We start from the raw sequence: 14,454 nt of genomic DNA, 5'->3' as shown, positions 1-14,454 counted from the left end.
CAAAACAGTGTATTCGTCCAGGGCCAGCTTCGCCTGTTTCTTTGTCCCTAAATGAAAATATGGGTTTCTTTCTCTATATCAGTTAAGAGAGCTGGTTATCTGTTATTTTTCTTTATGAAACAAAAAAAAGGTCCGCACGAGGCGAACCTTTTCTAGTAAAGCATTATGTGGCAAAACATCATTTCTCTTGTTACCTTTTCCCCGGATCATACGGTTCCCCGAGTGCGGACGGAGCAGAAGAGCGTCCAACAGCCGCAACGAGCACGATGATGGTGAGCAGGTATGGCAGCATATAAATAATTTCCTGGGGAATACTTTGAGACCATTCGAACAACTGTACATAGTTCCGGATAGCTTGAGAGAAACCAAAGAACACAGCCGCCCCAAAGGCGCCAATCGGATTCCACTTACCAAAGATCATCGCTGCAATCGCAATGTAACCTTGGCCGGAAACAGTATTATGAGAGAATGTACCCGTCGTAGTCAGCGTGATTGCAGCTCCACCAATAGCAGCCAGCGCACCACTGATCATAACCGCAACATAACGGTAACGACGCACTTTAACACCTACGGTATCCGCAGCACTAGGATGTTCACCAACCGAGCGAAGACGAAGACCGAATGGGGTTTTGTACATAATGTAATACGTCAGAAAGACGAACAAAACAGCCAGATAAGTTGTCGGGTACACATTCTTGAAGAAAGCTTCCCCAAGCAAAGGAATATCTTTTAACAGTGGCACATCAAACTTGCTGAATCCTTGCACCAATGGTGAATCGCCTGATCCTTCAAACAGCAGCTTTACCAGATAAAGTGTACTTCCTGCTGCCAGAAAGTTAATAACGATACCGCTGATAATTTGGTCTGCCTTAAACGTAATGGAGGCAACCGCGTGGATCAGTGAAACCACTACGCCCAGCACAACTGCGAACAAAATCCCCATCCATGCAGACGTTGTTCCACCCATGCCAGCTTCTTGTGCATAATGCGCAGCAATCCCCGCAGCAAACGCACCAAATACCATGAAACCTTCAAGTCCAAGGTTAGTCACACCGGATTTTTCCGAGAAAATCCCGCCCAGGGATGCAAAAATCAATGCCGTGGCAAAGACAAGCGTCGTATTGATAATTTGCCCAATTGTCAACAAGTCCATCTACAACACCTTCTCTTTCTTGCGCTTGGAATAGAACGGTTTAAGTACCCAGCGCACGATGCCTTGTGCCGCAATGAAGAAGATAATCGAACCGATAACAATCCGAATAATCTCGGGCGGTACATCCGCAGCAAAGCTCATTCCCGCAGATCCATAAGTGAGCGTACCGAACAACAACGCGCCCAGCAACACACCGAACGGATGATTCAAACCAATCAGTGCAACCGCGATGCCGTCAAAACCTGTTCCCGGCGAGCCTGACATAACGGTCTGGTATTGGAACACACCAAGTACCTGGAATGCACCGCCAAGACCTGCAAGCATACCACTGATAAACATAGCTTTAACGATATTGCGATTGACATGCATACCCGCATACTCTGCCGCATTCGGGTTATATCCTACGGCACGAATCTCGTACCCTTGTTTGGTTTTCCACATGTAAATATAAAAGAGTACAGCCATGACAAGAGCAATCAATGTTCCCATGTGGACACGAGAGTTGCCCATCAGCTCGGAAAGCCATGTCAGACTAATCGATGCGGTATCACTGATATCCACCGAACGATTTTCACCTTTTAACAGCAGGAATTGGCGCACGATCAGGTTGGCCAGATACAGACCAATCCAGTTCAGCATGATACTACTGATAACTTCGTTAACCCCACGCGCTGCTTTCAGGTAACCGGCAATAGCTGCCCACAGACCACCAAATACTGCACCAGCAATCAAAGCCAGTGGAGCATGAATGTAGATTGGCAGACCTGCAAACTTCACACCTACAAAAGTTGCCGCAGTCATACCGACGAGAAATTGTCCTTCTCCCCCGATATTAAACAGTCCTGCACGTGCCGCAAATGCAAATGCAAGTCCTGTCATAATGAGCGGTGTCATTTCCCGGACTGCTTCACCAAAGTTGTACATGTCTCCGAAAACCTTCGTAAACAATGCGCTGTAAGCTTCAATCGGGTTGTATCCGCCGATCAGCATGACAATACCACCGAGGATCAGACCCATAATGATGGCTACAATAGGTAATATAAATGAATCACGGGTAAACCATTTCAATACGTTACTCATGCACAGTACCTCTCTTTTGGGTGCTGCCCGCCATCATCAAGCCGAGCTCCCTGTCATTGGTTTCTTCCGGCAGCACCTCGCCCACGATCTGTCCTTCATAAATGACAGCAATTCGGTCGGATACGTTGATAATTTCATCCAGCTCGAATGAGATCAGCAATACCGCTTTGCCCTGATCACGTTGTGCAATCAATTGTTTTTGAACAAACTCAATAGCACCTACGTCCAGACCACGAGTTGGCTGGGCAGCAATAAGCAGTTCTGGGTTCTTATCAACCTCACGTGCGATAATGGCTTTCTGTTGGTTCCCTCCCGATAAAGAGCGGGCTTTCGTTTCAATGCTTGGTGTACGCACATCAAATGCCTCCACAAGACGTTTCGCTTGCTTCTTAATGGCATCGAAGTTAAGGAATCCTTTACGCGTATAAGGAGCTTTATAATACGATTCCAGGACGATATTTTCACTCACAGAAAAATCAAGGACAAGTCCATGTTTGTGCCGGTCTTCCGGAATATGGGCTACACCCGACTCCGAAATATGGCGCGGAGAATGATTAGACAGTTCTTTACCCTCGAGACGAATCGAACCGCTATCTACTTTACGCAGTCCGGTAAGAGCCTCAATCAGTTCGCTCTGTCCATTACCATCGACACCTGCGATTCCTACAATCTCTCCTGCACGTACATTCAGGTTAAGTTCGTTCAGAACCGAGATACCTTCTTTGTTTTTGGCGGTCAATTTGCTAACTTCAAGCACATTGTTTCCTGGTGTAGCCGGCTTTTTGTCCACTTTAAATGTGACATTGCGACCAACCATTTTTTCTGCCAACTCATTCGGATTCGTTTCTGATGTTATCACGGAATCAATCACTTTACCCCGGCGAATAATCGTTACCGTATCTGAGATTTCCATGATTTCTTTCAGTTTGTGTGTAATCAGAATAATGGATTTGCCTTCGGCCACCAACTTTTTCATGATTACCATCAGTTCTTTGATTTCCTGAGGTGTTAATACAGCAGTAGGCTCGTCAAAAATAAGAATGTCTGCACCACGATACAACGTTTTTACAATCTCAACACGTTGCTGCATTCCGACAGAAATGTCATGAATTTTGGCATGCGGATTCACTTTGAGTCCATACTGTTCAGACAGACGCTGCACTTCAGCAGCAGCTTTTTTATAATTAATGTTGAGACCTTTCCTTGGTTCAGATCCCAAAATAATGTTCTCTGTTACCGTGAACGGCTGTACAAGCTTAAAGTGCTGATGCACCATGCCGATGCCAAGATCGATTGCTTTGTTAGGGCTGTCGATGATGACAGGCTTGCCATTCACTTCAATGGAACCTTCATCCGGCTGATAGAGACCAAAGACAATATTCATCAACGTTGATTTACCAGCGCCGTTTTCGCCCAGTAGAGCATGGATCTCGCCTTTACGAAGCTGAAGGCTGATGGCGTCGTTGGCAACAATGCCTGGGAAACGCTTCGTGATTTGTTTCAACTCAACGACGGGGGTTGCTGCACCCATGTAATCACCCTTATACCTGATATAGTGTGGTTCCGCAAACGTAAGAAAAACGTCTAACGACGTTTATTCAAGGAAGATGACCGCATTTCAGCGGTACTTTTTCTTAGGATTATCGAATCCTTCAGTTTCATTGAAACTTCTGCATTCCATAATCTTAAGAAAAGCTCCTACCGGAGCGTTGATACAAAGTCTTCTTGCTTTTGCCGTGGGCTTATGCCCAAGCACGTATTACGTAGCTTGTACAATTGTTATGATGACATGAGCAAATTTTCCTGCTCTGACAATCATAAGGCCGGTCAAGACCGGCCTCGATGATTATTTATTTTCACAGCAGAATCAGATTACTCTGTAGGAACTTTGATTTCGCCGTTGATGATTTTTTCTTTGTATTCGTCCACTTTTGCAAGGATATCAGCAGAAACATTTTTCGTAGAAGTATCAGCGACACCTACACCATTTTCTTTCAAAGTCAGATTCTCAGCTCCGCCTTTGAATGTTCCATCAATGATTTCTTGATTTACGCGCTTAACAGCTTCGTCAACTTTTTTGATCATGGAAGTCAGTGTTACATCATCACCAAACTCCAGGGATTGGTCTTTATCTACACCGATAACCCAAACGTCTTGGCCTTGTTTCTTACGAGCGATTGCTTCATTGAACACACCATTACCCGTAGCACCGGAAGCGTGGAAAATGATATCTACGCCTTTGTTGTAAAGTGTAGCTGCTGCTGCTTTACCAAGGTCAGGCTTATCAAATGCACCTGTGTAGTTCGAAATGAACTCAGCATTAGGATTAACAGCTTTAACGCCTTCTCTGAAACCTACTTCAAACTTTTTGATCAGTGGGCTTTCCATACCGCCTACAAAACCAATTTTGTTTGATTTAGTTGTCAGACCAGCTACAACACCTACCAAGTAAGAACCTTCTTCTTCAGCAAATGTTACGGATTTAACGTTAGGAGCATCAACAACACTGTCGATGATCGCGAGTTTGGAATCAGGATTTTGTTCAGCTACAGTCTTGATCGCATCAGCCAATTGGAAACCGATACCCCAAGTCAGATCATATCCACCTTTAACGAACTCGTTCAGGTTTGGAATGTACTCTTCATCGGATTTACTTTGCAGGTATTTAACAGCTACACCTGTTTCAGTTTCAGTTGCTTGCAGAGCTTCCCAAGCGGATTGGTTAAACGATTTGTCGTTAACTCCACCTACGTCAGTAACCATACCGATTTTCAAATCGGATTTAGCTTCAGTGTTTTCGCCACCTGTAGTTCCTCCGGCATTTGTTTCCTCTTTCGGTTTGCTACCGCAACCTGCGAGCATAACCGATACTGCCAGCAACATGACCAAAGACAAGCTGAGCATCTTTTTCATTTCTCTTGTTCCCCCTTAATGATATATACCTAATTCCTGTCCAGGCCAAAATGGAACGGATCAACAGATCGATAATAAGGCTTTTAAGCAGAATGTATGGTTTCTTCGACATTAAAAGCGCATTCTTACCCCTTAAAGATTGTGTCACCTGTCGAAAAACCGAACATTATGACATGAAGAGAAAATTTTAGGACTAGCCTACTAGAGGTGATTATACATTCAACCCGTGGTAAAATCCAGATGTTTCATCACCAAATATCACTTATTTTTGCTCTTTTTTTATTGAAAGCGCTTAATAATTTAACGATTTAACACACTAACGTTACAACGATGTGATGTTATATAACAAAAACATATCGTCCTTACTAGAAAGATGTGGAATTGACCTGTTTTGGTTTGCATTATTTCACCGTTCGTATTTTATGTAATATCACAGCCTGTTATTCAACTGTTATATGCTTTCATTGTGTCCTTACAGGCTACAGCATATTCGTTGCGAACCCCCTACTCCTTGGAGTAGATCAATCTTTAAGCCGTAAAAAAAGCCGCCATAGGTACGGCGGCTTGCATAAACAATTTTAAGCGTTGATTTTGCCTTTAGCTACAGTAGCCAAAGAGTTGAACGCATTGATGTCGTTAACGGCCAGATCAGCCAACATTTTACGGTTCATGTCAACTCCAGCAAGTTTCAATCCATGGATCAGTTTGTTGTAAGACAAACCATTCATACGTGCTGCAGCATTGATACGAACGATCCACAGTCTGCGGAAGTTACGTTTTGTGTTGCGACGGTCACGGTATGCGTATACCAGGGATTTCATTACTTGCTCGTTAGCTGTTTTAAAAATACGGTGTTTGGAACCGAAATAACCTCTTGCCAGTTTCAAAACCTTTTTATGACGACGACGTACTACAAAACCGCCTTTTACTCTTGCCATATTAAAGAACCTCCCAATAAATATTAAATGTATCCGTGGTATGTGTACGGCCTAAGCCGATCCCCCATACGGAATTACTATTTCAAGTTAGCCAGACCTTGTTTCAAACGTCTTACGTCCCCGGCAGCCATAACTGGGTTACCGTTCAGAACGCGCTTAGCACGTTTTGATTTGTGGGAAAGCAAGTGGTTTTTGTGAGCTTTGTAACGCAGGACTTTACCGGAACCGGTAATTTTGAAGCGTCCTTTCAAACTGCTGTGTGTTTTCATTTTAGGCATTTTGTGTTTCCTCCTTCAATGTTATCAGGCTTTAGGAGCCAGAATCATGATCATACTGCGGCCTTCCAATTTCGGCTGACGTTCGATGGTGCAAAGTTCTGCAACCTCCACCTTAACACGCTCCAAAATCCGTTGACCAATGGCGGCATGCGCAATTTCACGTCCGCGGTAACGAACGGAACATTTTACCTTGTCGCCTTCTTTCAAGAACTTAACTACATTACGAAGCTTCGTTTGATAATCATGCTCCTCAATATTGGAACGGAACCATACTTCTTTAATGTCAACAATTTTCTGGTTCTTACGGGCTTCTTTGTCTTTCTTTTGTTGCTCATAGCGGAATTTGCCATAGTCCATGATGCGGCATACCGGCGGTTTAGCCTGTGGTGCCACATTGACCAGGTCCAAGTTCAGGTCAATCGCCATTTGCAGTGCTTCCCGAATCGGCGTGATCCCAATTTGTTCTCCTTCAGCTCCGACAAGGCGTACTTCCTTCGCCCGAATCTCATCATTAATCATGTGATCTTTACTAATAACCGTCCACCTCCAGGTCATTTTGAATATCCTGTTACACAAAAATAAAAGGGATGCCGGTTAAGCTACCGACATCCCTGTAATCAACACAATTCTTCATGAGTAAACACTTCATAAATTATTGGGATCGTTGACCAGTCAACATGTTTGTTGATCAGGTGAGAAGTCGGACTTCTACTTGTGATTCCATAGCTATTCATTTAACGCACTTGAATACTATAACATCTTGCAAAACCATTGTCAACGTCTCTACAATATTTTTTCAGAAATGCTCTCATCCAAGTCATTCATTAACCCTGCTTGCTCTGCACCTCATCCAAACGTACAACACGTGTATGTTGGGTATGGCTCCATTGTTTATTGTTCTGCGTGAAGAACGCGTAGAACGTAATTGGATACCATGAAAGAAGGTAAATCGGGAACAAGATCAGGTACAGATACACTTTGGCAAAAGTAACCTTTTCCAGTGCCATGGACAACAAGAATGTCAGGATGTTCAGACCAATCGCTACAAATCCTACCCAAAGCGGGAAGTACCCGTATATGTTTGCGATATGTGGACCACTGAAGATCGCTGTATCCACCCATAGGACAGCTGTCATCAGGAACGTAAGCAAAACAACGTACACGTTTGCGCCATACACAGCAAGGTCAAATTTCACCAAGCTTCTTTCCTTGATACTTTGCCACAGCAGCGGGAAGAAATATCTACGCGCAACTGTAAAGTGACCTTGCATCCAGCGAAGACGTTGTCTTGCTGAAGCTTTAAAGGTTAACGGCTTCTCATCAAATACTTTGGCATCATAGTTAAAGACAGGATATACATTACGCTGAACACTGCGCATCGTAAATTCCAAATCCTCCACCAGACTTGTAGCGCCCCAACCAATTTCTTTCAGCAGGTTGGTCTCGAAGCACATTCCAGTACCTCCGAGGAAATTCGCCATATTCAAATTATGACGGGACAACTGCCACAAACGGTTGATGTACCAGTAAGATACGCCATAAGCTGCAGTGATCCAGGAATCCTCCGGATTTTTCGTATCAATGTATCCTTGAATTACACGCGAACCATTGCACAAGTCGTCATTCATCTCAAGCAAGAAGTTACGGTCAACCAGATTATCCGCATCAAACATGACAACTGCGTCATACTGACGTGGCAATTTCCACAGATATTTAAGCATCCATTCGATGGCATACCCTTTACCTCTGAGATCAGCATTGGTACGTACACAAGCATTCAAACCATGCTGTCTTACAATTTGAGCTGTTCCATCCGTACAGTTGTCACAAATGACAAACACATCGTACAGATCTTCCGGGTAATCCAGTTGTTTCAAGTTCTCCATCAAAGCACCAATAACTTGTTCTTCATTGTGTGCTGCGACGAGTACAGCGAATGATTTTGTCGCCGGATAATGTTTCTTTTTCTTTTTCTTAATCAGACCGAACAGCGAAAACGTGAATTGGTACACGGCTAGCAGTGCCAGAATGACCTGCATCGTGACGAATATAGCGTCCAACATCGTTCTCTGTTACCCCCTTTTTTTCAAAACCAGATTACTTTAAAACGTTTCTCTTCCTGGATTCTGCACTTTTTATTTTTTTTGTGATGCGCAGAATATGACCCTGTTCTTTTGTTTACTACGCAAATATTTCAGACAATGTTTCAAGCATGGTTGATGCCAGTTGGCTGCTTTATCGATTTTGTATTCTTTTCAGCCATTTGTCAAAACCGCAATTCCACTTCCTGAAGCAGAAATGTGAACTTTAAACGCTGAATAGGCACTTCGTGATACTCCAACCTCGCATTCATGCCTGTTATATCTTATTTTCAGCCGTTTACTTGATTTTTATTTCTAAAGTCCCTGCTTTTTTCATCAGGCTGATGCATATCAACAGAGGCTCTATATCAAATAACGTAAACGGACCTCAAAAAGTTCAGTCTTAAACTCACATTTTTTTAACCGCATTTCAGCCATGTTGAATCATTGTATCTTTTTTAGATCGTCCGAGTCAAAAAGTTAAGTTGGGTGTATATCCACTCTTTAACATGAATTTTACCTTATTCACATGTGTTCTTCTTGAAAAGGACAACATTTAAAAATATGATAAACATATACCTGAAATAACCTCAAGTTCACGAAAAAACGGTTATATACTAATCAGGACGAAACCGGACACAGCAATTTACCGGAAATACTGCCGCCAACATGGGGCCTGACTGGCAGGAGGCCAATATGAGCCGTTTATTCGTAAAGTTTCAAGAGTATGATCGAAATGTATTTATGTGGATTAATGGTCGACTTCATAATCGATTTATGAACTTTTGGCTGTATTATTTCACCCATCTGGGCGGAGCAACTTCTTCTATTGCAGTATCCTTACTAATTTGGCTGCTGGCTCCCGCTCCTTGGAGCACAACAGGACTTCAGGCATGCATCGCTCTAGCGGTTAGCCACATTCCCGTAGCAATCGCCAAAAAACTGTATCCGCGCATTCGGCCTTACCTGGCTCTACCGGATACGATTACGTTCCGCAACCCCCTGACGGACCATTCGTTCCCTTCAGGGCATACTACTGCCGTATTCTCAGTTACGGTTCCTTTTATGACGATGGAGCCGTTCCTGTTGCTGTTGTTACTCCCTGTTGCATTAATTGTCGGATTTTCACGAATTTACCTCGGATTACACTATCCCTCAGATGTGCTCGCAGGTGCTACGATCGGTACTTTAGTCGCACTTGCAACAGTTGCTTTATGGACATAATGTGAATATGTTAGACTAAGGAAAACCTAGCAGGAACAGGTGAAGCAAGCGTGGAAAAGAAAAGAGTATTACTATTATCTGAAGGCTTTGGCGCTGGTCATACTCAAGCCGCTTATGCGCTGTCCAGCAGTTTGCGAAAACTTTCGCCGAATGTGCAAACCAAAGTGCTTGAGTTGGGGAGTTTTCTGAACCCCAGAGTTGCGCCACTCATCATTACAGCATACAAAAAAACGGTCATTAATCAGCCCAAGCTCATCGGGTATGTATACAGGCATCAATATAAAAAATCCTTGAACCGGCTGACTACACTTGCGCTGCATAAACTGTTTTACACCCATACACGCAGTATCGTGCGTCAGCTTCGTCCAAATGTTATTGTATGCACCCACCCTATTCCCAGTGCCGTCATATCCAGACTGAAACGTCTGGGTGTGCAGGTTCCACTTTGTACAGTCATCACGGATTATGACGCGCACGGGACATGGATTAGCCCAGAAGTGGACCTGTATCTTGTTTCCACAGATGAGGTAAAGTCCAAATTAATGCTGCGGGGTGTATCTATAGACAAAATTCGAGTTACCGGCATTCCGATCCATCCCAACTTCTGGGAACATCCCGGGCGGGACGAGATTCGAGGCAAATTCAAATTGAAGAACATGCCTACTGTGCTTGTGATGGGCGGTGGTTGGGGAATGCTTAGTGATGAAGTGGTTAACCAATTATTGACACGCTGGCATGAGGATGTTCAGATTATTTTCTGCCTTGGCCGCAATGACAAAAGCCGAATCAGCATGGAACAGAATCCGTTGTATCAAAAAGATAATATTCATATCATCGGGTACACCAATGAAGTGGACAAATTAATGGAAGTATCTGATCTCCTGATCACCAAGCCAGGCGGAATGACATGCAGTGAAGGGTTGGCAAAAGGAATCCCCATGTTGTTCCATAATCCCATACCAGGCCAGGAAGAAGAAAATGTCCAGTATTTCACCGCACGAGGTTTGGGGGAGTCCATAACTTCCCTTGACGTTGTTGTAAAATGGATGAATAAACTGGTCCATAACTACTCTGACATTGTTCGCAAACGCAAACGCCACATGGCACAGATTGCCAAGTATCACCCCATGCAAAGCGCACAAAGTATTATCGACCTTCTGGACCTGCGTCCCTACTCGGCAGACCAAGCCGGACTATAACGGCTTCAAACAAGCCTGCATGTACACAGTAAAGGTGCCTTCGATTCGAAGGCACCTTTTTTTAAAAATATGAAGAAAAGTACAAACTATTGAATACCAGCCGACTTCAAGTAATCCTGCCACTGTTTGGTATACTCACTCTGAATCTTCTCAAGGCCTGCCTGTTTGGCTTTTTCCATAAATGTATTCAGACCCGCTTCTACATCGTCCACCAAGCCCACATTCAACGGATAGAGATACTGCTTCTCTACCTGCTCCAGTGCAGCTTTCTCAGCTTGGTAAGGCGTCCAATCCTCAGCAAATCCGGTGTAGATGTCCGGCTTTTTCATTTTGTCCAGCTCTTTGAAAATAGCCAGCACATCATCAAAGCTCTTATCATAAAGCATGAATTCCGGATTACGCCAAGCCCAGCCATTCATGCCTTCTCGCGGGAATCCGTTGGTCTGGGCATCGCCCACCATTTTATAATAGCCGTCTTGAACTTCAAAGTTTTTGCCTTCGACACCATATTCGGTAAGCCAGTTGTAACGTTTGTCGGTAACCAGTTTCTCATAGAATGCGAGAGCTCTCTCCGGGTTTTTGCTGCTGCGCGGAATTGCAAAACCATTGTGAATCGGGTGAACGGGTTGTGCAAACCCTTTGGCATTCGGGTATGGGAAATAACCGAGCTTCCAATCCGGGTGCGTGGACTGAACCTTGATCACATCCGCGTTAAATTTGTTCGGGTTCTCTCCCGACAGAACAACAGCTGCTTTGCCATTTTGCAGCAATGAGTTGGACGTATCCTTTACATTCAGCACGTTTTTCGGGAAAAAGCCTTTGTCCATCCAGCGTTTGTACGTTTTCAGGTCTTCCAGATGCTGCGCTGACCCCCAATAGGAAGTGATATTGGATGGTGTATCATACATGATGTCCAGTCCATAAGGGAGCTGACCTGCCGTATTCACCAGCTTGGATGTTAATTGACGAATACCATGAGTATGGTTCGCATTGCTATCCGCGATTGGAATCATATTGGGTTCATTAGCTTTGATTCCCTCCAGATAGGCTTCGAGTGTCTCCAAAGATTCCGGTTTGGGCAGATTGTACTTTTCACGCAAATCCTCACGGTACGCAATACCCTCAGTAACATATTCAGTCCATGTCGATGGCACAGTATAGATCTTGTCATTTACTTTTACCGCGTTCCACATGTCATCAGGTACATAACCTTTGAGCGTTGGTGCTGCCTTAGGCAATAGTTCATCCAGAGGCAGGAATGCTCCTTTTTTCGCATAGGACTGATAGAACGTCCAATCCGCGGTAAAGATCAGATCAATCGGTTGACCGGAAGACAGCAGCAATTTGTATTTTTGGTCCCAGTCTGTCCATGAGGTATAGTTGAATTTTACATTGACGTTCAGATCGGCCTCAGCCAGCTTGTTGATTTCCGACTCAATCACAGGCAGATCTTTGGGGGCATCACCAAGCATGTAGAATTGCAGCGTTACCTTCTCCCCTTTGTTTTCAGAAGAACCTCCCTGCTCACTTCCTTGCGCCGATCCCCCCGAACCGTTATTACACGCGGCAAGCACCCCGGCAAACAGCATCAGGGCAAGAACCATAGACAGGTGCCGAATTGTTTTGTTACGCATACGCATCCTCCCTTTTTGTGATCAACCTTATATGTTAGCGCAGACTCGCCATGAATCAGAGGCAGACGGGCAGACAGCTATCCCGCAATCCGTACCCACAGCGCGTACACGTTCTAACCTTTCACCGCACCAATGGTAAGACCCTTGACAAAGTAACGCTGTACAAATGGATACAGGAACAAAATGGGGCCAGTAACCACAATAGCCATCGCCATTTTGGTTGATTCGGTAGGTACATCCTGGCTAAGTGTTATGCCGGTACCAATCGCCATCTGGTCAATGAAGGTAATTGTGTTCATGGTGTTATACAAATAAAATTGCAGCTGGTACATATCCGGGTTGTTAATGAACAAGGAGGATGTGAACCAGTCATTCCAGTATCCCAGCGCCAGAAATAACCCTACAGTGGCAATGCCGGGCATCGCCAGTTTCAGTACTACGCTAAAGTAAATGCGGAAATCATTTGCTCCATCGATTTTGGCTGACTCAATCAGCTCATCCGGAACGGCTGAACGAATGAAGTTTTTCATCAGGATAATGAGAAATGGTGTCATCAGTCCCGGAAAAATCAACACCGTATACGTGTCCGTAAGATTGAAATAGTTTGCCAGCATGATGTACCAAGGAACTAATCCCCCACCAAAAAGGGTTGTAAAGTAGATGAAAAAAGAGAAGGTGTTCCGGTACCTGAAATCTTTGCGCTGCAGTACAAATCCCGCCATCGTAATGAAAAACAGTCCAAGGGCCGTACCCACAACGGTTGTAAAAACCGTCACGCCATAAGCTTTGAGCACCTGGGTCGGAAATTTGAACACCATCTTGTAACCTTCCAAGGAAAAATCGGTGGGAAAGAGGTGATACCCATCTCTTACAATCGATTCGTTGCTGCTGAATGAGCCGGATAAAATCAAAAGAAATGGAATGATACAGATTAAGGAAAGAATCAGGATCATGCTGTAAGCGATGATTTGAAACAACAAAGTGAATTCCGTATCTCGGGCACGAGTATGCATAGTGGTTCTCCCTTCTGCTTATTGGCGTTTTAGAACAAGGCGTAGTCCTCATTTACTTTACGGATGATATAGTTAACGGTCATGATCAGGATAAAACCGAACAGAGATTGATACAGTCCAGCTGCGGTAGCCATTCCAATATCAAACGTCACTTTCAGGGAACGATACACATACGTATCGATGATATCTGTAGCGTTATATAAGACGCCGTTGTTTCCAATGAGTTGGTAAAAGAGATCAAATTGTCCCTTCATAATGCTCCCGAGCGAGAATAACAGGAGGATGACAAAGGTCGGTTTTAGCATCGGTACGGTGATATACCAAATACGCTGAAAGATATTGGCCCCGTCAATCCGGGCTGCCTCGTAATACTCATCACTGATTCCTGTAATAGCTGCAAGGTAGATGACCATGCTGTACCCAAGATTTTTCCACAGATAAAAAATGATGATCAGGAACACCCAGATCCAGGGTGTATTGTAAATATCGACGGGCCCTGCCTCGAAACGTTTGAGTACCGTGTTCACAAAACCGGATTCATAGTTGAACATGTTGTAAGCGATTACACTTAATAGAACAAACGAGATGAAATACGGTAAAAACATGACCGACTGCGTAATTTTCTTAAACACTTTTCCCCGAATCTCACTGAGCAAAATTGCACAGAAGATCGCCAGCCCGTTTCCCAATATAATGAAGGCCAGATTATACCCCACCGTGTTGGTTGTCAGCTTCAGCAGCATTCCGGATTGCCACAGGAACTTGAAGTTCTCCAGGCCCACAAACGGACTGCCGAACAACCCACCTTCAAAATCATAGCGGGTAAACGCATAATAGATGCCGACCATCGGAAAATACGAGTTAATCAGAAAAAAGATCAGTGTAGGCAGCAGCATGAGAAACATGATTTTGTTTTTGTTCAATTCTTTGAGCATGGCTCG

The 14,454-nt window shown here is 44.2% G+C and carries 13 protein-coding genes; 2 read left to right on the top strand and 11 right to left on the bottom strand.

The annotated features are described in order from the left end of the window. Window positions 1-190: 190 nt before the first annotated feature. From MKY42_RS09385 to MKY42_RS09350, 8 genes are all read right to left on the bottom strand, one after another. On the bottom strand, window positions 191-1,153 hold the full coding sequence (locus tag MKY42_RS09385; RefSeq protein WP_076289934.1) for an ABC transporter permease: 963 nt from the start codon (window positions 1,151-1,153) through the stop codon (window positions 191-193). Next, complete coding sequence (locus MKY42_RS09380; protein WP_090895115.1) at window positions 1,154-2,233, bottom strand: ABC transporter permease; 1,080 nt, start codon at window positions 2,231-2,233, stop codon at window positions 1,154-1,156. Further along, the gene (locus MKY42_RS09375; RefSeq protein WP_064639494.1) at window positions 2,226-3,764 is read right to left on the bottom strand and encodes an ABC transporter ATP-binding protein; all 1,539 of its coding nucleotides are present in this window, start codon (window positions 3,762-3,764) and stop codon (window positions 2,226-2,228) included. The genes MKY42_RS09380 and MKY42_RS09375 overlap by 8 nt, the downstream gene beginning before the upstream one ends. A gap of 341 nt (window positions 3,765-4,105) precedes the next feature. Next, window positions 4,106-5,146, bottom strand: coding sequence for a BMP family ABC transporter substrate-binding protein (locus MKY42_RS09370; protein ID WP_090895113.1), 1,041 nt, complete (start codon window positions 5,144-5,146; stop codon window positions 4,106-4,108). A 578-nt stretch (window positions 5,147-5,724) separates the two neighbouring features. Beyond that, on the bottom strand, window positions 5,725-6,084 hold the full coding sequence (gene rplT, locus MKY42_RS09365) for a 50S ribosomal protein L20 (RefSeq protein ID WP_017689664.1): 360 nt from the start codon (window positions 6,082-6,084) through the stop codon (window positions 5,725-5,727). Window positions 6,085-6,161: 77 nt separating this feature from the next. Further along, complete coding sequence (gene rpmI / locus MKY42_RS09360; protein ID WP_062320217.1) at window positions 6,162-6,362, bottom strand: 50S ribosomal protein L35; 201 nt, start codon at window positions 6,360-6,362, stop codon at window positions 6,162-6,164. Window positions 6,363-6,386: 24 nt separating this feature from the next. After that, window positions 6,387-6,881 (bottom strand): translation initiation factor IF-3, encoded by a 495-nt coding sequence (gene infC, locus MKY42_RS09355; RefSeq protein ID WP_024628309.1) that lies wholly within the window; start codon window positions 6,879-6,881, stop codon window positions 6,387-6,389. A 305-nt stretch (window positions 6,882-7,186) separates the two neighbouring features. Beyond that, the gene (locus MKY42_RS09350; protein WP_024628308.1) at window positions 7,187-8,425 is read right to left on the bottom strand and encodes a glycosyltransferase family 2 protein; all 1,239 of its coding nucleotides are present in this window, start codon (window positions 8,423-8,425) and stop codon (window positions 7,187-7,189) included. 714 nt (window positions 8,426-9,139) lie between these two features. On the opposite strand from MKY42_RS09350, the gene MKY42_RS09345 reads away from it, so the two are divergent. Further along, entirely contained in the window at window positions 9,140-9,667 is a 528-nt protein-coding gene (locus tag MKY42_RS09345; RefSeq protein WP_063564190.1) for a phosphatase PAP2 family protein, read from the top strand. Between the two features lie 50 nt (window positions 9,668-9,717). Then, window positions 9,718-10,866 (top strand): glycosyltransferase, encoded by a 1,149-nt coding sequence (locus MKY42_RS09340; protein WP_090895111.1) that lies wholly within the window; start codon window positions 9,718-9,720, stop codon window positions 10,864-10,866. An 86-nt stretch (window positions 10,867-10,952) separates the two neighbouring features. Here MKY42_RS09340 and MKY42_RS09335 read toward each other — a convergent pair whose 3' ends face one another. From MKY42_RS09335 to MKY42_RS09325, 3 genes are all read right to left on the bottom strand, one after another. Beyond that, window positions 10,953-12,500, bottom strand: coding sequence for an extracellular solute-binding protein (locus MKY42_RS09335; protein WP_090895109.1), 1,548 nt, complete (start codon window positions 12,498-12,500; stop codon window positions 10,953-10,955). Between the two features lie 113 nt (window positions 12,501-12,613). Beyond that, window positions 12,614-13,513, bottom strand: a complete 900-nt coding sequence (locus MKY42_RS09330) for a carbohydrate ABC transporter permease (protein ID WP_090895107.1) — start codon at window positions 13,511-13,513, stop codon at window positions 12,614-12,616. Between the two features lie 29 nt (window positions 13,514-13,542). Continuing rightward, window positions 13,543-14,448 carry an ABC transporter permease subunit gene (locus MKY42_RS09325; protein ID WP_063564186.1) on the bottom strand — a complete coding sequence of 302 codons (906 nt, stop codon included), beginning with the start codon at window positions 14,446-14,448 and terminating at the stop codon, window positions 13,543-13,545. Window positions 14,449-14,454 lie beyond the last annotated feature (6 nt).

Origin of the sequence: Paenibacillus sp. FSL W7-1088 (genome assembly GCF_037969855.1) — a bacterium.
In the GTDB taxonomy this organism is placed as follows: domain Bacteria; phylum Bacillota; class Bacilli; order Paenibacillales; family Paenibacillaceae; genus Paenibacillus.
Note: the sequence above shows the minus strand (reverse complement) of the source record. Positions and strands in the feature narration are given on the sequence as shown.

Coding starts and splice junctions, on each gene's coding strand:
- MKY42_RS09385 (WP_076289934.1), bottom strand. CDS start 1,153: ATGGACTTGTTGACAATTGGGCAAATTATCAATACGACGCTTGTCTTT.
- MKY42_RS09380 (WP_090895115.1), bottom strand. CDS start 2,233: ATGAGTAACGTATTGAAATGGTTTACCCGTGATTCATTTATATTACCT.
- MKY42_RS09375 (WP_064639494.1), bottom strand. CDS start 3,764: ATGGGTGCAGCAACCCCCGTCGTTGAGTTGAAACAAATCACGAAGCGT.
- MKY42_RS09370 (WP_090895113.1), bottom strand. CDS start 5,146: ATGAAAAAGATGCTCAGCTTGTCTTTGGTCATGTTGCTGGCAGTATCG.
- rplT (WP_017689664.1), bottom strand. CDS start 6,084: ATGGCAAGAGTAAAAGGCGGTTTTGTAGTACGTCGTCGTCATAAAAAG.
- rpmI (WP_062320217.1), bottom strand. CDS start 6,362: ATGCCTAAAATGAAAACACACAGCAGTTTGAAAGGACGCTTCAAAATT.
- infC (WP_024628309.1), bottom strand. CDS start 6,881: ATGATTAATGATGAGATTCGGGCGAAGGAAGTACGCCTTGTCGGAGCT.
- MKY42_RS09350 (WP_024628308.1), bottom strand. CDS start 8,425: ATGTTGGACGCTATATTCGTCACGATGCAGGTCATTCTGGCACTGCTA.
- MKY42_RS09345 (WP_063564190.1), top strand. CDS start 9,140: ATGAGCCGTTTATTCGTAAAGTTTCAAGAGTATGATCGAAATGTATTT.
- MKY42_RS09335 (WP_090895109.1), bottom strand. CDS start 12,500: ATGCGTAACAAAACAATTCGGCACCTGTCTATGGTTCTTGCCCTGATG.
- MKY42_RS09330 (WP_090895107.1), bottom strand. CDS start 13,513: ATGCATACTCGTGCCCGAGATACGGAATTCACTTTGTTGTTTCAAATC.
- MKY42_RS09325 (WP_063564186.1), bottom strand. CDS start 14,448: ATGCTCAAAGAATTGAACAAAAACAAAATCATGTTTCTCATGCTGCTG.